Genomic DNA, 17,776 nt, shown 5'->3' on the forward strand with positions numbered 1-17,776 from the left:
GGCACTTTGAGAAATTATTTATGGCATGTCGCCGGGGCGCAAGCATCGCTCATGATATTTGGGCAGCGCGTCCAGAAACCAAGGGCGTGCAGAAGAAAAGAGCGGCGACGCAGCAGGCGCCGCCGCTGAGTGAAGCGCGTATCAAGGCTGGAAGGTGCCGACGCCGATCTCGTTCTCTTTGCGCGTGCGCGCGATAACCGATGCCGGGCTTTCTACGATGCGCAGGCCCATCTCATCTTCGGTGCGCACCACTTTGCCGCGCAGCGAGTTGGTGTAGACGTCGACGATCTCCACATCGACGAACTTGCCGATCATCTCCGGCGAGCCTTCGAAGTTCACCACACGGTTGGTTTCGGTACGGCCCGACAGCTCCATCACGTTTTTACGCGAGGTGCCTTCCACCAGAATGCGCTGCACCGTGCCGAGCATACGGCGGCTCCAGGCCATCGCCTGCTGGTTGATGCGATCCTGCAGGATATAGAGGCGCTGCTTTTTCTCTTCTTCCGAGACGTCGTCCGGCAGATCTGCCGCCGGCGTGCCGGGACGCGCGGAGTAGATAAAGCTGAAGCTCATGTCGAAGTTGACGTCGGCGATCAGCTTCATGGTCTGTTCGAAGTCCTGCTGAGTTTCACCCGGGAAGCCGATGATAAAGTCGGAGCTGATCTGGATATCCGGGCGCGCGGCGCGCAGCTTGCGGATTATCGCTTTGTACTCCAGCGCGGTATGGGCGCGCTTCATCAGCGTCAGAATGCGGTCTGCGCCGCTCTGAACCGGCAGGTGCAGGAAGCTCACCAGTTCAGGCGTGTCGCGGTAGACCTCGATAATGTCGTCGGTGAATTCGATCGGATGGCTGGTGGTGAAGCGAATGCGGTCGATGCCGTCAATGGCGGCCACCAGGCGCAGCAGTTCGGCGAAGGTGCAGATTTCGCCGTCGAAGGTCGCGCCGCGATAGGCGTTGACGTTCTGGCCGAGCAGGTTCACTTCTCGCACGCCCTGCGCCGCCAGCTGCGCGATCTCCAGCAGGATGTCGTCGCAGGGACGGCTGACCTCTTCGCCGCGCGTATAGGGCACGACGCAGAAGGTGCAGTATTTGTTACAGCCTTCCATGATAGAGACGAAGGCGGTGGGGCCTTCCGCGCGCGGTTCCGGTAGACGGTCGAATTTTTCGATTTCCGGGAAGCTGATATCCACGACCGGGCTTTTGCTGCCGCGCACGCTGTTGATCATTTCCGGCAGGCGATGCAGGGTTTGCGGGCCGAATACGATATCCACATAGCTGGCGCGCTGGCGAATATGATCCCCTTCCTGCGACGCCACGCAGCCGCCGACACCGATAATCAAATCAGGGTTGCGCTCTTTTAAGCTTTTCCAGCGTCCAAGCTGGTGGAAAACTTTTTCCTGCGCCTTTTCGCGAATTGAGCAGGTGTTGAGCAGCAGAATGTCCGCCTCTTCAGCTTCCTCGGTCAGCGTGTAGCCGTGGGTGCTGTTCAGCAGGTCAGCCATCTTGGATGAATCGTACTCATTCATCTGACAGCCCCAGGTTTTGATATGCAGTTTTTTCATTGTCGAACTAGCCATTGATTCAGTGCAGTGAGGTGCAGGGCGCGTATTGTAATGCTTTGACGCTGTTGTGACCAGCGCAGAGCCGCCATACTTCGCATATCTGCGGCGCAAGCGACGATCCCTCTCTCGTCGCGCAGGCGATTTCTGCCGCCTGGGCGTTTTTCCGGTACACTTTGCGCCAGTTATCCCGCTTTTCGCAGCGGGTAAAGATTCAGAAGGAGATGAGCAATGCAGGATAACCGCTTTGATGTGGTGGTGGTGGGCGGCGGCATGGTTGGCGCCGCGCTGGCGTGCGGTCTGGCGCTTCAGCAGTTTCGCGTCGCGGTGGTGGAGCGCGCGGCGCCTGCGCCGTTTGACGCCGACAGCGATCCCGACGTGCGTATCTCCGCCATCGGCAGCGCCTCGGCGGGTCTGCTGAAGCAGCTCGACGTCTGGCCGCGCGTGCAGGCGATGCGCTGCGCGCCCTATCGCAAGCTGGAAACCTGGGAGTGGCAGACGGCTCACGTTAGTTTCGACGCCGCGTCGCTCGGCCTGCCGGAGCTGGGTTTTATGGTCGAAAATAGCGTGTTGCAGCGCGCGCTGTGGGAAAGGATGGAGCAGCTCGGTATTGCGCTGCGCTGTCCCGCGACGCTCGCAGGTTTGCAGCAGGAGAACGGCGGCTGGCGGCTCGATCTCAGCGATGGCGAGGCGCTGCACGCCCGGCTGGTGGTCGGTGCTGACGGCGCTAACTCGCAGGTGCGGCAGATGGCGGGCATCGGCATCGACGGCTGGAGCTATGCGCAATCCTGTTTGCTGATTAGCGTGACCTGCGAGCATCCAGCGGGCGACGCGACCTGGCAGCAGTTTACGCCGCAGGGGCCGCGCGCTTTTCTGCCGCTGTATGATAATCGCGCCTCGCTGGTGTGGTATGACGCGCCGGCGCGTATTCGTCAGCTGCAGGCGATGCCGCTGCCGCAGCTGGAGAAAGAGATCGCTGCGACTTTCCCGGCGCGGCTGGGACGTTTTAAAGCGCATGCGGCGGGCGGTTTTCCGCTGGTGCGGCGTCATGCGCAGCGCTATGTGCTGCCCGGTCTGGCGTTGATCGGCGATGCGGCGCATACCATTAATCCGCTGGCGGGGCAGGGCGTGAATCTGGGCTATCGCGATGTCGACGCGCTGGTCGAGGTGCTGGTGGAGGCGCGCGCCAACGCGCAGGAGTGGGCGTCCGAGAATGTGCTGCGCCGTTATCAGTCGCAGCGTCGTCGCGATAATCTGCTGATGCAGGGCGGGATGGATCTGTTCTATTTCGCCTTTAGCAATCGGCTGCCGCCGCTGAAATTCGCCCGCAATCTGGGGCTGATGGCCGCAGAGCGTTCGGGCGCGCTGAAGCGTAAGGTGCTGCGCTACGCGCTGGGATTGTAGGTAAGAGGCAGGGGCGGCTGCGGTCTTTGGGGCCGGAGAGCAGAGTGTTAAGTACTTGAGAACAGGCGTGGCTGCGGAGTCCGTGCGCGGCCACAGAGGGGCTCCCCGATCGCAAAGTCGCTGTTCGTCATCCTTGACCGCTCGGCCAGCGCAATCCCTTGCGCTGGACGCTTTGCTCTTCGGGTAACCTCTCTGTGACCGGAATGAGCAATAGCGCAGCTGTTTAAAAAGAAGGTTTGCCAGACGACAAAAACAACAAAGCCCGCAAAAGCGGGCCTGTTGTCAATTTGGCTGGGGTGCAGGGATTCGAACCCCGGAATGCCGGAATCAGAATCCGGTGCCTTACCGCTTGGCGACACCCCAATAGTGTCTTTTCAAATTGTCTTGTATGGCTGGGGTACGAGGATTCGAACCTCGGAATGCCGGAATCAGAATCCGGTGCCTTACCGCTTGGCGATACCCCAATAATTTGGTGGCTACGACGGGATTTGAACCTGTGACCCCATCATTATGAGTGATGTGCTCTAACCAGCTGAGCTACGTAGCCAAATGTACTGCTTACTGCACCCGATGTGGCTGGGATACCTGGATTCGAACCAGGGAATGCCGGTATCAAAAACCGGTGCCTTACCGCTTGGCGATATCCCATTCGTCGACTCGTATCCACGAGAGCGCATCGGATTGGCTGGGGTACCTGGATTCGAACCAGGGAATGCCGGTATCAAAAACCGGTGCCTTACCGCTTGGCGATACCCCATCCGGCTGCCGAAGACTGAAATGGTGCGGGAGGCGAGACTTGAACTCGCACACCTTGCGGCGCCAGAACCTAAATCTGGTGCGTCTACCAATTTCGCCACTCCCGCAAAAAAGATGGTGGCTACGACGGGATTTGAACCTGTGACCCCATCATTATGAGTGATGTGCTCTAACCAGCTGAGCTACGTAGCCATCTTTTTTCGCGTTACCTTCATCGGCGTTGCGGGGCGCATTATGCGTATTGAGCTGTGGAGCGTCAACACATTTTTTGCCGATTTTCGCCTCTGCGCGCCTGTTTGTCTGGCTTATAACCAGGCTGATGAATTATTCGGCAAGTTTTGATCGTAACCACATCAAAGCTAAAAAAAAGGCGCCTCGCAAGGCGCCATTTGTTATAGGTTATTTTGCTTATTTATAAGCAGACTGATGCACGCCCACCGCGCGGCCTGAAGGATCGTCCATCGACTTGAACGCTTCGTCCCACTCAATCGCTTTGGCGGAGGAGCAGGCGACCGACGGACCGCCCGGCACGCACTCCGCCGCGCTCGGCAGCGGGAACAGCTCTTCAAAAATTTCGCGATAGAGGTAGCCCTCTTTCGACGCTGGCGTGTTGTACGGGAAGCGGAAGTGCGCGGTTGCCAGCTGCTGATCGCTGACCTGCTTCGCCGCAACCTCTTTCAGCGTATCGATCCAGCTGTAGCCGACGCCGTCAGAGAACTGCTCTTTCTGACGCCAGGCGACGCTTTCCGGCAGATAAGAGGAGAAACATTCGCGCAGGATATGTTTTTCCATCTTGCCGTTGCTGCCGCACATCTTGTCCTGCGGGTTGATGCGCATCGCCACGTCGAGGAATTTCTTGTCGAGGAAAGGCACGCGCGCTTCCACGCCCCAGGCGGACATCGCTTTGTTGGCGCGGGCGCAGTCGTACATATGCAGCGCCATCAGCTTGCGCACGTTCTCTTCATGAAACTCTTTGGCGTTCGGCGCTTTATGGAAGTAGAGATAGCCGCCGAATACTTCGTCCGCGCCCTCGCCGGAGAGCACCATCTTAATGCCCATCGCCTTGATTTTACGCGACATCAGGTACATCGGCGTCGAGGCGCGAATGGTGGTGACGTCGTAGGTTTCAATGTGATAGATCACATCGCGAATCGCATCCAGCCCTTCCTGCACGGTAAAGTGAATCTCGTGGTGCACCGTGCCCAGGTGTTCAGCCACCGCTTTCGCCGCTTTCAGATCCGGCGAGCCTTCCAGGCCGACGGCAAAAGAGTGCAACTGCGGCCACCAGGCGTCGCTCTTGTCCTGATCTTCGACGCGTTTCGCGGCGAAGCGTTTGGTTACCGCCGAGATGATAGAGGAGTCCAGACCGCCAGAGAGCAGCACGCCGTACGGCACGTCCGACATCAGGTGGCTTTTTACCGACTCTTCCAGCGCATGCTTCAGGCCCGGCGCATCGGTGACGTTATGTTCTACCGCGGCGTACTCCATCCAGTCGCGCTGCCAGTAGCGACGAATTTCGCCGTCGGTGCTGGAGAGATAGCTTCCCGGCGGGAACTCTTTAATAGAGCGGCACACCGGCACCAGCGCTTTCATTTCCGACGCGACAAAGAGGTTGCCGTGTTCGTCGTTGCCCATATAGAGCGGGATGATGCCGATATGGTCGCGGCCGATCAGGTATTGCTGCTTTGCGCTGTCCCACAGGATAAAGGCAAACATGCCTTCAAGCTCGTCGAGGAAGTCGACCCCTTTTTCCTGATAGAGCGCCAGAATGACTTCGCAGTCAGAGCCGGTCTGGAACTGGTAGCGATCGCTCAGCTCGGCGCGCAGCGCCTGATGGTTGTAAATCTCGCCGTTAACCGCCAGAACATGGGTGTGATCGGCGTTGTACAGCGGCTGGGCGCCGTTGTTGACGTCGACGATAGACAGACGTTCATGCGCGAGAATCGCTTTGTCGTCGGCATACACGCCGGACCAGTCCGGTCCGCGGTGACGCATCAGGCGAGAACTCTCCAGCGCTTTTTTACGCAGATCAATCGGATCGCTTTTCAGATCCAACACACCAAAAATAGAACACATATTCTGACTCCTGAGCTCGCCTGTCGGCGATGTTATCGTTGCCTTGTCCGGCAGCCAGCGGCTGCGTGATGTATAAGAAAATGCGCTATTTCATGCAGTCAATGCAAGCATATTCACCTTTTACTGATAAAAAGATTGTTGGTGAGGCTTTTAATTTGAATATTATTCAATTTAATGCGGCTTTTATTAACGGATCGGCAATGGATAGCCAAATCTGGCTAAAAATGATTCAGATAAGAGCGGATTTCAAGGGAAAGCGGCCGCCTGGCGTCAGGCGGCGCGAAGAGAGCGATTAAAAGAGGTCGATATCCGCGACAGACGGGTAGATCCAGTCGGGACGGAAGGGCATGGCGTCGATATCGCTCAGGGTCGAGACGCCGGAGAGCACCAGAATGGTTTCCAGCCCTGCCTGAAAGCCGGCCAGAATATCGGTGCGCAGGTTGTCGCCGACGATCACCGTCTCCTCGGAGTGGGCCTGCATCTTATTCAGCGCGGCGCGCATGATGTAGGGGCTGGGCTTGCCGACGTAAAACGGGCGGCGGCCGGAGATCTTTTCAATGCCGGCACAAAGCGCGCCGCAGGCGGGCACAAAGCCGCGCGCGTGGGTATCGGGGTTGGTGGCGATAAAGCGCGCGCCGCTGGCGACGAAAAAGGCGGCCTTATGCATCATCTCCCAGTTAAAGGAGCGCGTCTCGCCGACGATCACGAAATCAGGATTGACGTCGGTAATGGTAAAGCCCGCTTTATAGAGTTCATGGATCAGCGCGCCTTCGCCAATCACGTAGGCTTTTTTGCCTTCCTGACGCCGCAGGAAGTCGGCGGTCGCCATCGCGGAGGTATAAAACACCGAGTCGGGCACCTCGACGCCGGCGTTGGCGAAGCGGTTCGCCAGATCCTGCGCGGTCTGCGAAGGATAGTTGGTCAGCACCACCAGCGGCATCTCTTTTTGCAGGATGCGCTGCAGAAACTCCTGCGCGCCGGGCACGGCGGTGTTGTCGTGCATTAACACGCCGTCAATATCGCAAATTACGCTTTTTATCGTCATAGGTTCAGTCCGGGTCGCGTTTACTCTTCCAGTAAATGTTGCAGCAGAATGCCGTTGAGCATAGCGCGTTTTGCCAGCGCAAAGGCGCCTATCGCTGAACGATGATCCAGTTCGGAACGCACCACCGGCAGATTTTTGCGGAAGGCGTTGAGCGCTTGCGTGTTGATACAGCCTTCAATAGCGGGGAACAGCACTTTCTCGGCGTCGGTGATTTCGCCCGCCAGCACCACTTTCTGCGGGTTGAACAGGTTAATCGCAATGGCGATCGCTTTGCCCAGATAACGTCCGACATACTCGATCACTTCACAGGCCAGCACGTCGCCCTGGTTGGCGGCTTTGCAAATCTGCGCCATCTGGCAGGCGTCCTGCGTCAGCACGCTGGGGTAGCCCTGGCTGAGCAGATGGCGCACGCGGTTTTCAATCGCGCCGTTAGCGGCGATGGTTTCCAGACAGCCGAAATTGCCGCAGTGGCAGCGTTCGCCGAGCGGATCGACCTGAATATGGCCGATTTCGCCTACGTTGCCGTTGCTGCCGAGAAAAATATGGCCGTTGGCGATAATGCCGGCGCCGGTGCCGCGATGGAGCCGCACCAGAATCGAGTCAGCGCAGTCGCGGCTTGCACCAAAGTAGTGCTCCGCCAGCGCCAGGCTGCGGATATCGTGACCGACGAAGCTGGTGACCTTAAAGCGATTTTGCAGTCCGGCCACCAGCGGCCAGTGGCTGACGGCGATATGGGGCATATAGCGGATTACGCCGTTTATCGGATCGACCAGGCCGGGCAGGATCACCGAGATGGCGATCAGCTCGCGTATTTTACGCTGGTGAGTATCGATAAAGCTGGCGATCGCGGCGAACAGCGCATGCTCCAGCGTCTCCTGCGTGCGCTCCGGCAGGGCATAATCCTCCTGCGCCAGCGATTTGCCGCTGAGATCGAACAGCGTCAGGGTGGCGTCATGGCGGCCGAGCCGCACGCCGATGGCGTGGAAGTGGCGCGTTTCGGTGACGATGGAGATAGCGCGGCGACCGCCGGTGGATGCCTGTTGATCCACCTCTTTGATCAGCCCGCGCTCAATTAGCTGACGGGTAATTTTGGTGACGCTGGCGGGCGCAAGCTGACTGAGTTCGGCAATCTGAATGCGCGAAATAGGGCCTTGCTGGTCGATTAGCCGGTAAACGGCCGCGCTGTTGAGTTGCTTGACAAGATCGACATTTCCTATTTGTGTCTGGCCGCCAGTGGTCATTCAGTGCTTACTCGCTCAGGACGTCGTCTCCGTTGACAAACGTCTTAGTGATATTGAAATCACGCGTAAAAACAGTGAGGTTGGCGACTTTTCCCGCTTCGACCGTGCCCAGCTGTTTTTCCACGCCCATTGCCTGTGCCGGGTAGAGCGTCGCCATGCGCAGCGCTTCATCCAGCGCGATGCCGACATGTTCGACGGCGTTGCGCACCGATTCAATCATCGTAATCGCAGAGCCGCTCAGCGTGCCGTTCTCGTCCACGCACAGGCCATTGCGATAGTATATTGTTTTGCCAGCGAAAATGAATTTATCAATTTCGGCGCCTGCGGGCGCGGTGGCGTCGGTGACCAGCACCAGCTTATTGCCCTTGATGCGTTTCGCGTTGCGTACGTTAGCGTAATGGACGTGCAACCCATCTGCAATAATGCCGCAATAAACATCCGGCGCATCGAACAGCGCGCCGATCAAGCCCGGCTCGCGTCCGGCGAATGTGGGCATGGCGTTATAGAGATGGGTCGCGAAGGTCACGCCCGCGCGGAAGCCCGCTTTGGCTTCGTCATAGGTGGCGTTAGAGTGGCCGGCGGAAACGATGATGCCCGCCTGCGTCAGCTGACGGATCACCGCGTCGCCGGCGTTTTCCGGCGCCAGCGTCACCTTGGTAATGACGTCGGCGTTATCGCACAGATAGCGCACCAGCGCCGGATCGGGCAGGCGGATAAGATCGGGATTATGGGTGCCTTTTTTGGCTTTATTCAGCCAGGGGCCTTCCAGATGCAGGCCGAGCGCCTGATGTTGATGCTTGCGTTTATAGGCGCGCATGGTGTCGATGGCGCGCTTCATCAGCTCGTCGCTGCTGGTGATCAGCGTCGGCAGAAAGCTGGTGCAGCCTGACTTTTCATTGGCGCGCTGCATAATTTCCAGCGTCTCGACGCTCAGGGCGTCGATGTCGTCGTTGAACTGCACGCCGCCGCAGCCGTTCAGCTGTAAATCGATAAAGCCGGGAGCGATCAGCGCGCCTGAAACGTCGCGCAGCGCGATATCGGCTGGCAGCGCGTCGCGCGGACAGACGCGTTCGATCAGCCCATCGGCGATAACCACCGCGTGGTTATCCAGAATTTCATGGCCGGTATAAATTCGGCCGTTAACTAATGCGTACATCGTGGTTCTCCCGGCTGAGCCCGCCAGAGCCTCGCGGCGGGCATTTACAACATCGTCTTACACGCCTTTCATATTTTCCGCTTCCATTTCGCGGAAATATTTAACGGTTTTCACTTTCAGTTCCATGGTGGCGGGTTCGTCGCATACCACCACCGATTTCGCATGCAGCTGCAGGCAGCTGATGGTCCACATATGGTTGACGTTGCCTTCTACGGCGGCCTGCAGCGCCTGCGCTTTGACATGGCCGGTCACCAGAATCATCACCTCTTCCGCATCCAGCAGCGTGCCGACGCCGACGGTCAGCGCATATTTCGGCACCTGATCCACATCGCCGTTGAAGAAGCGCGAGTTCGCTACGCGAGTGTCGTGCGTCAGCGTTTTGATGCGGGTGCGCGAGGCGAGGGAAGAAGCCGGTTCGTTAAAGGCGATATGCCCGTCGTTGCCGACGCCGCCCATAAACAGGTGAATTTTGCCCAGCGCACGAATCTTCTCTTCATACTGGCGACATTCTGCGTCAATATCTGGCGCATTGCCATTCAGAAGATTGATATTTTCTGGTTGAATATCAACGTGATCGAAAAAGTTGCGGTACATGAAGCTGTGATAGCTTTCCGGGTGCTCTTTCGGCAGGCCGACATATTCGTCCATATTGAACGTCACCACATGCTTAAAGCTGACCTGGCCCGCTTTGTGCATCTCGATAAGGTGCTTGTAAGCTTCCAGCGGCGTGCCGCCTGTCGGCAGACCCAGTACGAAGGGACGGTCGGCGGTAGGGTTAAACGCATTGATACGGTTGACGATATGACGGGCCGCCCATTTACCGACCTGCGTAGGGGTAGCCAAAGGTATAAGTCGCATGTTTCACCTCATTCTGAGAAAAGAAAAGGGGACGACGCACTTATCGCGGCGGTCATTATCACGTTAAGGCGTGAAACGATTTCAGCACGCGATCGCTGCGTCTTGATATTTTTCATCATAAAATAAGTTGGGTTCGTTCGCCAGACGTCTCGGCAGTTAACGGTGCTTTTTGGTGATAATTATCACAGAAGAGACGCGTATAATTTGCGAGGCGAATTAATTTGTCATTACACTGCGCAACGTGAAGTGTAGTGTCAATCAACCCCTGCGGCTGACAATAAAAAGCAAGCGGCGCAGGGCGACAAGCTAGTCTCATAGGGGGAAAGGACAAATGTTAGGTTACTTACAAAAGGTTGGCCGCGCGCTGATGGTGCCGGTGGCGACCCTGCCGGCAGCGGCAATATTAATGGGGGTCGGCTACTGGCTTGACCCGGACGCCTGGGGCGCAAGCAACGCGCTCGCCGCGCTGCTGATAAAATCAGGCGCGGCCATCATTGAGCATATGTCCGTACTCTTTGCTATCGGCGTGGCTTATGGGCTGTCAAAAGATAAAGATGGCGCGGCGGCGCTGACCGGCTTCGTCGGTTTTCTGGTGGTGACGACGCTCTGCTCGCCGGCAGCCGTATCGATGATCCAAAAAATACCGCTTGATCAGGTGCCTGCCGCCTTCGGCAAAATCGAAAACCAGTTTGTCGGCATTATGGTGGGCATTATCTCCGCGGAGGTCTATAACCGCTTTAGCCATGTCGAACTGCCGAAAGCGCTCTCTTTCTTCAGCGGACGACGCCTGGTGCCTATCCTCGTCTCCTTTCTGATGATCGCGGTGGCGTTCATTCTGATGTACATCTGGCCGCTGATCTTCAACGGACTGGTGAGCTTTGGCGAACATATCCAGAAGCTGGGCTCGGTCGGCGCGGGCGTCTACGCCTTCTTTAACCGTCTGCTGATCCCGGTCGGCCTGCATCATGCGCTTAACTCAGTGTTCTGGTTCGACGTCGCGGGCATCAACGATATTCCTAAATTCCTCGGCGGCGCGCAGTCAATCGCTAACGGCACCGGCATTGTCGGCATCACGGGGCGCTATCAGGCGGGCTTCTTCCCAATCATGATGTTCGGTCTGCCTGGCGCGGCGCTGGCGATCTATCACTGCGCGCGTCCGGAAAACCGCGTTAAAGTCGGCAGTATTATGCTGGCTGCGGCCTTTGCGGCCTTCTTCACCGGCATTACCGAGCCGCTGGAGTTCTCCTTTATGTTCGTCGCGCCGGTGCTTTACGTCATCCACGCGGTGCTGACCGGCATCTCGGTATTTATCGCCGCCAGCATGCACTGGATCGCCGGCTTCGGCTTTAGCGCCGGTCTGGTGGATATGGTGCTGTCGAGCCGCAACCCGCTGGCGACCCACTGGTGGATGCTGATCCCGCAGGGCATCGTCTTCTTTGCGCTTTACTATGTGGTATTCCGCTTCACGATTAAGAAGTTCAACCTGATGACGCCGGGCCGCGAGCTGGCGGTAGCGGGCGACGAAACGGACGGCTACGACGTTAACGTCGACACAACCGACAACGGCGAGAGCGCGACCGAATCGCTGGCGCGTCGCTATATCGGCGCCATCGGCGGCTCCGACAACCTGACCGGCATCGACGCCTGTATCACGCGTCTGCGTCTCAACGTAAAAGACTCGGCGCAGGTCAATGAGTCCGTCGCCAAACATCTGGGCGCGTCCGGCGTTATCCGCCTGAATAAACAGAGCGTGCAGGTGATTGTCGGCACCCAGGCGGAAAGTATCGCCACCGCAATGAAAAAAGTGCTGACGAAAGGGCCGGTCGCCTCCGCGGGCGGCGCTTCAGCAGCGCCTGCCGCGCCGGCGGCAAAACCGCAGGCAGCGTTGAATCGCGAGACCAAAACCATCGTGACGCTGATGGCGCCGGTGAGCGGCGACGTGGTCGCGCTGGAAGCGGTGCCTGACGAAGCCTTCGCCAGCAAGGCGGTAGGCGAAGGGCTGGCGATCAAGCCGAGCGGTAAAACCGTGGTGGCGCCGGTTGCCGGCACCGTGGTGAAAATCTTCGACACCAACCATGCCTTCTGCCTGGAAACCAGCAGCGGCGTTGAAATCGTGGTGCATATGGGCCTCGACACCGTGGCGCTGGGCGGCAAAGGCTTTGCCCGGCTGGTGGAAGAGGGCGCGACGGTGGCGTCGGGTCAGCCGGTGCTGGAGATGGATCTCGATTTCCTCAACGCCAACGCGCGTTCGATGATCAGTCCGGTTGTGGTCAGCAACAGCGAAGATTTCGCCGGGCTGACGCTGCTGGCGACCGGCCCGGTGGTGGCTGGCGAAACCCCGCTTTACGAGGTAAAAGGCTAAGCCCCTGAGCGCATCGCCGTAAAAAAAAGCAGGCAGGAAGCAATTCCTGCCTTTTTTCGTTTTATCGCCTTAACAAACCGGTTGTTTCCCTTCGACGCTTTGTGGATCATACTCCGTTACTTCGTGGTACAAACCACCCGCTATACGTATTGAGGATTGAGAGATGAGTGAGGCTGAAGCCCGCCCAACTAACTTTATTCGTCAGATCATCGACGAAGATTTGGCGAGCGGCAAGCACAGTAGCGTGCATACCCGTTTTCCGCCTGAGCCCAATGGCTACCTGCATATCGGCCATGCTAAATCGATCTGCCTGAACTTCGGCATCGCTCAGGACTATCAGGGTCAGTGCAACCTGCGTTTCGACGACACCAATCCGGTTAAAGAGGATATGGAGTTCGTCGAGTCCATCAAGCGCGACGTGCAGTGGCTGGGCTTTGAGTGGAGTGGTGACGTTCGTTATTCCTCAGATTACTTCGATCAGCTCTATCACTACGCGGTTGAACTGATCAATAAAGGTCTGGCCTATGTCGACGAACTGACGCCGGAAGAGATCCGCGAATATCGCGGCACCCTGACCGCGCCGGGCAAAAACAGCCCCTATCGCGATCGCAGCGTCGAAGAGAACCTGGCGCTGTTCGAAAAAATGCGCAACGGCGAATTCGCCGAGGGTAAAGCCTGCCTGCGCGCCAAAATCGATATGGCGTCCAGCTTTATCGTGATGCGCGATCCGGTGCTCTACCGCATTAAGTTCGCCGAACATCACCAGACCGGCAAAAAGTGGTGCATCTATCCGATGTATGACTTTACCCACTGCATCTCCGATGCGCTGGAAAATATTACCCATTCGCTCTGTACGCTGGAGTTCCAGGACAACCGTCGCCTCTATGACTGGGTGCTGGATAACATCTCTATACCCGTGCATCCGCGCCAGTATGAGTTTTCGCGTCTTAACCTCGAATATGCGGTGATGTCGAAGCGCAAGCTGACGCAGCTGGTCAACGAAAACGTGGTGGAAGGCTGGGACGATCCGCGCATGCTGACCGTTTCGGGCCTGCGCCGTCGCGGCTACACCGCCGCCTCTATCCGCGAGTTCTGCCGCCGTATCGGCGTCACCAAACAGGATAACGTGGTGGAGATGGCGTCGCTGGAATCCTGCATTCGCGACGATCTGAACGAAAACGCGCCGCGCGCCATGGCGGTGCTCGATCCGCTGAAAGTGGTGATTGAGAACCTGCCGGCCGGCCATAACGAAATCATCACCATGCCAAATCATCCGAACAAGCCGGAGATGGGCACCCGCGACGTGCCGTTTGGCCGTGAGGTCTGGATCGATCGCGCTGACTTCCGTGAAGAGGCCAATAAGCAGTACAAACGTCTGGTGCTGGGCAAAGAGGTGCGTCTGCGCAACGCTTACGTGATCCGCGCCGAGCGTGTGGCAAAAGATGAAGAGGGGAATATCACCTGCATCTACTGCACCTGCGACGTCGATACCCTGAGCAAAGATCCGGCTGACGGCCGCAAGGTGAAGGGCGTGATCCACTGGGTCTCCGCAGACCACGCGCTGCCGGCGGAATTCCGCCTTTACGATCGCCTGTTCAGCGTGCCGAATCCTGGCGCGGAAGAGGATTTCCTGACCACCATCAATCCGAACTCGCTGGAAATTCGTCAGGGATTCGTCGAGCCAGGTTTGCAGAACGCCAGCCCGGAAGCGCCTTATCAGTTTGAGCGTGAAGGCTACTTCTGCGCCGACAGCCGCTATTCGCGTCCCAACCAGCTGGTGTTTAACCGCACCGTGGGCCTGCGCGACACCTGGGCAAAAATCGGCGATTAAATTTTTGCATTAACGGCATGATAAAATCACTACAGGGCGAGCAATCGCCCTTTTTTATAGCTGCAATCAGCCGCAAGGCAATTTTTTGTTCTGTAACAAACAATTACTACTTGTCGGACCAGTATGGGCGTTGTCTGAGTTAACGAAAATTAATCAATTTACAGATGTGAATTTCATTTTTTCAGGTAGGCTATTCGCTCTTTGAAGAGGCTATGCGGGCATAAAAAGGAAAAATGATGACGGCTCTTGGTCAGGAAGCAAAACACAGCGTGGTAGTTTTACATCAGTTAATCGAACGTATATTCAATCAGCCTTCAGGCGAAGACGATACCTTCGATCTGCTGCTTTCACACTTCCATCCCGATTTCCGCATGGTGACGCCGCAGGGGCGGCTACTCGATTTAAATCAAACCGAAGAGCTGTTTCGGCAGTTACAGGGGCGCCGCGAAGGCATGCGCATTGCCACCAGCGAGCACGCGGTGATCTCTCAGGGCAAAGATGAGGTCACTATTCAATATCGCGAGCTGCAGATGATGAACGGCAGCGATCAGGCGCGCATCTCGCTGGCGATCCTCGACTGCACGACCTCAATTCCCCGCTGGCGCTATCTGCACGAAACGCTGGTCGCCTGACGGCCATAAAAAAAGCCGGTACGCAGACCGGCTTTTAGCATTACTGCATAGCGCACATCTTTACTGATCGTGGAGCGTTTCGTCTTCGCGGCAATCGCCCAGCGAGCAGTGTCCGTAGAGATAGAGGCTATGGTTCGTCAGCTTGATGCCGTGACGGGTAGCAATATCTCGCTGGCGTGATTCGATCGATTCGTCGCTGAATTCGATGACTTTGCCGCAGTCGAGGCAGATCAGGTGATCGTGATGATGCTGCTGAGTCAGTTCGAAAACCGATTTCCCGCCTTCGAAGTTGTGACGCGTAACGATGCCCGCATCGTCAAACTGGTTCAGTACGCGATAAACGGTAGCCAGACCAATCTCTTCGCCCATATCAATCAGGCGTTTATACAGATCTTCCGCGCTGACGTGATGGCACTGAGGTTCCTGAAGCACTTCCAGAATTTTAAGTCTGGGCAGCGTGACTTTCAGGCCAGCCTTCTTTAATGCGGTATTGTTGTCAGTCATGCGGATATTGTCCTGTTACTTTGCTGGTTACTTGAGGCGCCTTGCCTTGAATGTCGTTCGGTGTCTATTCTCATTTGCGTCTCATTATAGAGGTGAAGTTTTGAAATGAAAACCGAGGGAAACGCCTGAAATCAACACGGGCTGTAAGAAGATGCGTAACGGCGCCGGGCGGAGAAATGCAGGAGGTTCGTTATCATCTCGCTAACTTCCTGACCTCGCGGAAGAAATAAGCAGATAACCGATGTGGGTATTGTACAGAATCAGAGATAAAAGTTAAAAAACTGTAGCTATTATTTCTATAGGAAAAACCTTTAACTCAATGTGAGCCAGCGCCCACATTGAGTATGTGGGTAATCAGGCTTCGATGATCGCCTGCAGCTGCAGCTCATCATAAATCTGCTTAACCCAGGCCTCGACGCGCTGGTTGGTCAGTTCCGGCTGACGATCTTCGTCAATCGCCAGGCCGAGGAAGTGCTTGTCGTCCGCCAGGCCTTTAGAGGCTTCGAAATGGTAGCCTTCGGTCGGCCAGTGGCCGACGATCACCGCGCCGTTCGGCTCGATAATGTCGCGAATGGTGCCCATCGCGTCGCAGAAATATTCCGCGTAGTCTTCCTGATCGCCGCAGCCGAACAGCGCCACCAGCTTGCCGTTGAAATCGATCTCCTCCAGCGTTGGGAAGAAGTCGTCCCAGTCGCACTGCGCTTCGCCGTAGTACCAGGTCGGAATGCCCAGCAGCAGGATATCGAACGCCTCGAGATCTTCTTTCGTGCTCTTGGCAATGTCGTGCACTTCCGCAACCTCTTTGCCCAGCTGTTTCTGGATCATTTTTGCAATGTTTTCGGTGTTGCCGGTATCGCTGCCAAAGAAGATGCCTACGATTGCCATGGGGTAAATAACCTCTTAAATCCTGATAATGAGTGCATGCGCAGAGCGCACAATTAAGCGAATGATAGCAGAGCGGGCAAAAGGGCGGAACTCGAAAAGCCGCTCCATTTGCTTCTGCGTGCGCTTTACGCTATTCAGCCCAGTTTGAGTTGCGCCAGCAGCATTTGTTCAATCAGTTCGCTGCGGCTGATATTGCGCTGCTCAGCCAGGGTGTTTAACGCATCCACGGCTTCGCTGGTCATTTTAAGTTCGACACGACGCAGCCCGCGCACTTTGTCACGTTTCAGTTGATTGCGCTTATTGATGCGCAGCTGTTCATCACGCGAGAGCGGACTGGTTTTCGGTCGACCGGGCCGACGCTCGTTTGCAAACAGATCCAGCGTGGTGCGGTCAGTGTGTTCTTTTGCCATGGGTTAGTAAAACTAGCGGCGCGAGCAGGCGCGTTTATCACGAAATGGGCCATTGCCGCGGCAAAAAAATGAGCAGCGGCAAAATTTAGCGCGCCATCATACTCCAGCCGAAGTGATGACGCCAATGCTAAACCGCGAACGGCAAGCTTTTGCTTTTAAAGCGCAAAAAAGCGGCGGACGCTGCGCAATACGGCATCAGGTTTCTCGGCGTGCACCCAGTGGCCGGCGCCGCTGATGACGTGCGCATGCGCGGCGGGAAACTGACGCAGCAGCGCGTCGCGATGCTGGTTGTCGAGATAGGGCGAGTCGCCGCCGCGTATAAAGAGCGCAGGATGCGGCCAGGGCGGCACCGCTTCCCAGCCAGATATTGTAGCGTAATTTTCCCATAGCGCCGGAACGTTGAAGCGCCACTCCCCATCCTGAAACGATTTGAGAATAAACTGGATAACGCCTTCTTCTTTAATATGCGTGCGCATCACCTGCGCGGCCTCGCTGCGCTGGCGCACGCCTGCGTCGCTAACGGCGCGGATGGCGGCGAAAATCTCATCGTGGCGTCGCGTCTGATAATCCACCGGCGCGATGTCGATCATCACCAGCCTTTCCAGGCGCTGCGGCGCCAGCGCGCTCATCGCCATGGCAATTTTTCCGCCCATCGAGTGGCCGATAACGGCGACGCGATCGATCTGGTGCGCGTCCAGGGTGTCGAGCATATCCTGCGCCATGGCGCGATAGCTCATCTCGTCGGCGCGCGGCGACAGGCCGTGGTTGCGCACATCCACCTGTATCAGCGGGCCTGCGTCTTTAAGGCCGCGCGCCAGCACGCCGAGGTTATCCAGACTGCCGAACAGGCCGTGAATAAGCAGGATGGGCAAGGAATCAGCGATTGATTGGTCAGTTTGCAGACGAGCATTTAAAATCATGGCAAAGTTCTTAAGATGGGGACCTTGGGTTAGGTTATCATGCTTTCACCTTTCCAGGCGCGACGACACGGCAGGCTTTAGGGCATATTCCGACTTTTGCCGTATGAGCGTGCGAAGGCTATCAGCCCGCCTGGAT

General features: G+C 57.1%; 15 protein-coding genes and 7 tRNA genes. 5 read left to right on the top strand and 17 right to left on the bottom strand.

All coding sequences use genetic code 11. From position 1 onward, the window contains the following. Positions 1-141 precede the first annotated feature (141 nt). Positions 142-1,578, bottom strand: a complete 1,437-nt coding sequence (miaB, locus tag AC6I7Z_RS05920; protein ID WP_033788931.1) for a tRNA (N6-isopentenyl adenosine(37)-C2)-methylthiotransferase MiaB — start codon at positions 1,576-1,578, stop codon at positions 142-144. A gap of 213 nt (positions 1,579-1,791) precedes the next feature. On the opposite strand from miaB, the gene ubiF reads away from it, so the two are divergent. After that, positions 1,792-2,964: a 3-demethoxyubiquinol 3-hydroxylase gene (ubiF, locus tag AC6I7Z_RS05925; RefSeq protein ID WP_497813494.1), complete on the top strand. Its 1,173-nt coding sequence runs from the start codon at positions 1,792-1,794 to the stop codon at positions 2,962-2,964. A gap of 288 nt (positions 2,965-3,252) precedes the next feature. On the opposite strand, the gene AC6I7Z_RS05930 is transcribed toward ubiF, so the two are convergent. The 8 genes from AC6I7Z_RS05930 to asnB form a co-directional block, all read right to left on the bottom strand. Next, positions 3,253-3,327: transfer RNA gene (locus tag AC6I7Z_RS05930), tRNA-Gln, on the bottom strand. A 26-nt stretch (positions 3,328-3,353) separates the two neighbouring features. Then, a tRNA-Gln gene (locus AC6I7Z_RS05935) sits at positions 3,354-3,428 on the bottom strand. A 6-nt stretch (positions 3,429-3,434) separates the two neighbouring features. Then, positions 3,435-3,511 (bottom strand) — tRNA-Met (locus AC6I7Z_RS05940). A 26-nt stretch (positions 3,512-3,537) separates the two neighbouring features. Next, positions 3,538-3,612: transfer RNA gene (locus tag AC6I7Z_RS05945), tRNA-Gln, on the bottom strand. 34 nt (positions 3,613-3,646) lie between these two features. After that, positions 3,647-3,721 (bottom strand) — tRNA-Gln (locus AC6I7Z_RS05950). 21 nt (positions 3,722-3,742) lie between these two features. Beyond that, a tRNA-Leu gene (locus tag AC6I7Z_RS05955) sits at positions 3,743-3,827 on the bottom strand. 8 nt (positions 3,828-3,835) lie between these two features. Beyond that, positions 3,836-3,912 (bottom strand) — tRNA-Met (locus AC6I7Z_RS05960). 216 nt (positions 3,913-4,128) lie between these two features. After that, positions 4,129-5,796: an asparagine synthase B gene (gene asnB / locus AC6I7Z_RS05965; protein WP_497813495.1), complete on the bottom strand. Its 1,668-nt coding sequence runs from the start codon at positions 5,794-5,796 to the stop codon at positions 4,129-4,131. Between the two features lie 68 nt (positions 5,797-5,864). Here asnB and AC6I7Z_RS05970 point away from each other — a divergent pair, with 68 nt between their 5' ends. Beyond that, positions 5,865-6,092 (top strand): hypothetical protein, encoded by a 228-nt coding sequence (locus AC6I7Z_RS05970; protein ID WP_497813496.1) that lies wholly within the window; start codon positions 5,865-5,867, stop codon positions 6,090-6,092. On the opposite strand, the gene AC6I7Z_RS05975 is transcribed toward AC6I7Z_RS05970, so the two are convergent. From AC6I7Z_RS05975 to nagB, 4 genes are read right to left on the bottom strand one after another with little or no spacing between them, the layout of a single operon-like run. Then, the gene (locus AC6I7Z_RS05975; protein WP_033751787.1) at positions 6,089-6,841 is read right to left on the bottom strand and encodes an HAD-IIA family hydrolase; all 753 of its coding nucleotides are present in this window, start codon (positions 6,839-6,841) and stop codon (positions 6,089-6,091) included. The two genes, AC6I7Z_RS05970 and AC6I7Z_RS05975, sit on opposite strands and share 4 nt — an antisense overlap. A 20-nt stretch (positions 6,842-6,861) precedes the next feature. Beyond that, a complete protein-coding gene (nagC, locus tag AC6I7Z_RS05980) occupies positions 6,862-8,082 on the bottom strand; it encodes a DNA-binding transcriptional regulator NagC (protein WP_497813497.1) in 1,221 nt (406 codons plus the stop codon). Positions 8,083-8,089: 7 nt separating this feature from the next. Then, complete coding sequence (gene nagA, locus AC6I7Z_RS05985; protein WP_497813498.1) at positions 8,090-9,238, bottom strand: N-acetylglucosamine-6-phosphate deacetylase; 1,149 nt, start codon at positions 9,236-9,238, stop codon at positions 8,090-8,092. A 57-nt stretch (positions 9,239-9,295) separates the two neighbouring features. After that, entirely contained in the window at positions 9,296-10,096 is an 801-nt protein-coding gene (gene nagB, locus AC6I7Z_RS05990; RefSeq protein ID WP_033751778.1) for a glucosamine-6-phosphate deaminase, read from the bottom strand. A gap of 331 nt (positions 10,097-10,427) precedes the next feature. On the opposite strand from nagB, the gene nagE reads away from it, so the two are divergent. The 3 genes from nagE (at position 10,428) to AC6I7Z_RS06005 (ending at position 14,921) form a co-directional block, all read left to right on the top strand. Further along, positions 10,428-12,458, top strand: a complete 2,031-nt coding sequence (gene nagE, locus AC6I7Z_RS05995) for an N-acetylglucosamine-specific PTS transporter subunit IIBC (RefSeq protein WP_497813499.1) — start codon at positions 10,428-10,430, stop codon at positions 12,456-12,458. 163 nt (positions 12,459-12,621) lie between these two features. Further along, positions 12,622-14,289 (top strand): glutamine--tRNA ligase, encoded by a 1,668-nt coding sequence (gene glnS, locus AC6I7Z_RS06000; protein ID WP_497813500.1) that lies wholly within the window; start codon positions 12,622-12,624, stop codon positions 14,287-14,289. Between the two features lie 236 nt (positions 14,290-14,525). Further along, on the top strand, positions 14,526-14,921 hold the full coding sequence (locus AC6I7Z_RS06005; protein ID WP_048786930.1) for a hypothetical protein: 396 nt from the start codon (positions 14,526-14,528) through the stop codon (positions 14,919-14,921). 60 nt (positions 14,922-14,981) lie between these two features. Here AC6I7Z_RS06005 and fur read toward each other — a convergent pair whose 3' ends face one another. The 4 genes from fur to ybfF all read right to left on the bottom strand — a co-directional run bounded on the left by fur (position 14,982) and on the right by ybfF (position 17,640). Beyond that, positions 14,982-15,425 carry a ferric iron uptake transcriptional regulator gene (fur, locus tag AC6I7Z_RS06010; protein WP_033751764.1) on the bottom strand — a complete coding sequence of 148 codons (444 nt, stop codon included), beginning with the start codon at positions 15,423-15,425 and terminating at the stop codon, positions 14,982-14,984. A 354-nt stretch (positions 15,426-15,779) separates the two neighbouring features. Continuing rightward, positions 15,780-16,310, bottom strand: coding sequence for a flavodoxin FldA (gene fldA / locus AC6I7Z_RS06015; protein ID WP_048786929.1), 531 nt, complete (start codon positions 16,308-16,310; stop codon positions 15,780-15,782). Positions 16,311-16,444: 134 nt separating this feature from the next. Next, positions 16,445-16,720 carry a LexA regulated protein gene (ybfE, locus tag AC6I7Z_RS06020; RefSeq protein WP_033751760.1) on the bottom strand — a complete coding sequence of 92 codons (276 nt, stop codon included), beginning with the start codon at positions 16,718-16,720 and terminating at the stop codon, positions 16,445-16,447. 155 nt (positions 16,721-16,875) lie between these two features. Then, a complete protein-coding gene (gene ybfF / locus AC6I7Z_RS06025) occupies positions 16,876-17,640 on the bottom strand; it encodes an esterase (RefSeq protein ID WP_497813501.1) in 765 nt (254 codons plus the stop codon). Positions 17,641-17,776 lie beyond the last annotated feature (136 nt).

It is taken from the genome of Pantoea sp. X-Soil-MYKO-1289 (genome assembly GCF_059730625.1).

Bases quoted from the DNA above. Each gene is read 5' to 3' on its own strand.
- miaB (WP_033788931.1), bottom strand. From the start codon at position 1,578: ATGGCTAGTTCGACAATGAAAAAACTGCATATCAAAACCTGGGGCTGT.
- ubiF (WP_497813494.1), top strand. From the start codon at position 1,792: ATGCAGGATAACCGCTTTGATGTGGTGGTGGTGGGCGGCGGCATGGTT.
- asnB (WP_497813495.1), bottom strand. From the start codon at position 5,796: ATGTGTTCTATTTTTGGTGTGTTGGATCTGAAAAGCGATCCGATTGAT.
- AC6I7Z_RS05970 (WP_497813496.1), top strand. From the start codon at position 5,865: ATGTATAAGAAAATGCGCTATTTCATGCAGTCAATGCAAGCATATTCA.
- AC6I7Z_RS05975 (WP_033751787.1), bottom strand. From the start codon at position 6,841: ATGACGATAAAAAGCGTAATTTGCGATATTGACGGCGTGTTAATGCAC.
- nagC (WP_497813497.1), bottom strand. From the start codon at position 8,082: ATGACCACTGGCGGCCAGACACAAATAGGAAATGTCGATCTTGTCAAG.
- nagA (WP_497813498.1), bottom strand. From the start codon at position 9,238: ATGTACGCATTAGTTAACGGCCGAATTTATACCGGCCATGAAATTCTG.
- nagB (WP_033751778.1), bottom strand. From the start codon at position 10,096: ATGCGACTTATACCTTTGGCTACCCCTACGCAGGTCGGTAAATGGGCG.
- nagE (WP_497813499.1), top strand. From the start codon at position 10,428: ATGTTAGGTTACTTACAAAAGGTTGGCCGCGCGCTGATGGTGCCGGTG.
- glnS (WP_497813500.1), top strand. From the start codon at position 12,622: ATGAGTGAGGCTGAAGCCCGCCCAACTAACTTTATTCGTCAGATCATC.
- AC6I7Z_RS06005 (WP_048786930.1), top strand. From the start codon at position 14,526: ATGACGGCTCTTGGTCAGGAAGCAAAACACAGCGTGGTAGTTTTACAT.
- fur (WP_033751764.1), bottom strand. From the start codon at position 15,425: ATGACTGACAACAATACCGCATTAAAGAAGGCTGGCCTGAAAGTCACG.
- fldA (WP_048786929.1), bottom strand. From the start codon at position 16,310: ATGGCAATCGTAGGCATCTTCTTTGGCAGCGATACCGGCAACACCGAA.
- ybfE (WP_033751760.1), bottom strand. From the start codon at position 16,720: ATGGCAAAAGAACACACTGACCGCACCACGCTGGATCTGTTTGCAAAC.
- ybfF (WP_497813501.1), bottom strand. From the start codon at position 17,640: ATGATTTTAAATGCTCGTCTGCAAACTGACCAATCAATCGCTGATTCC.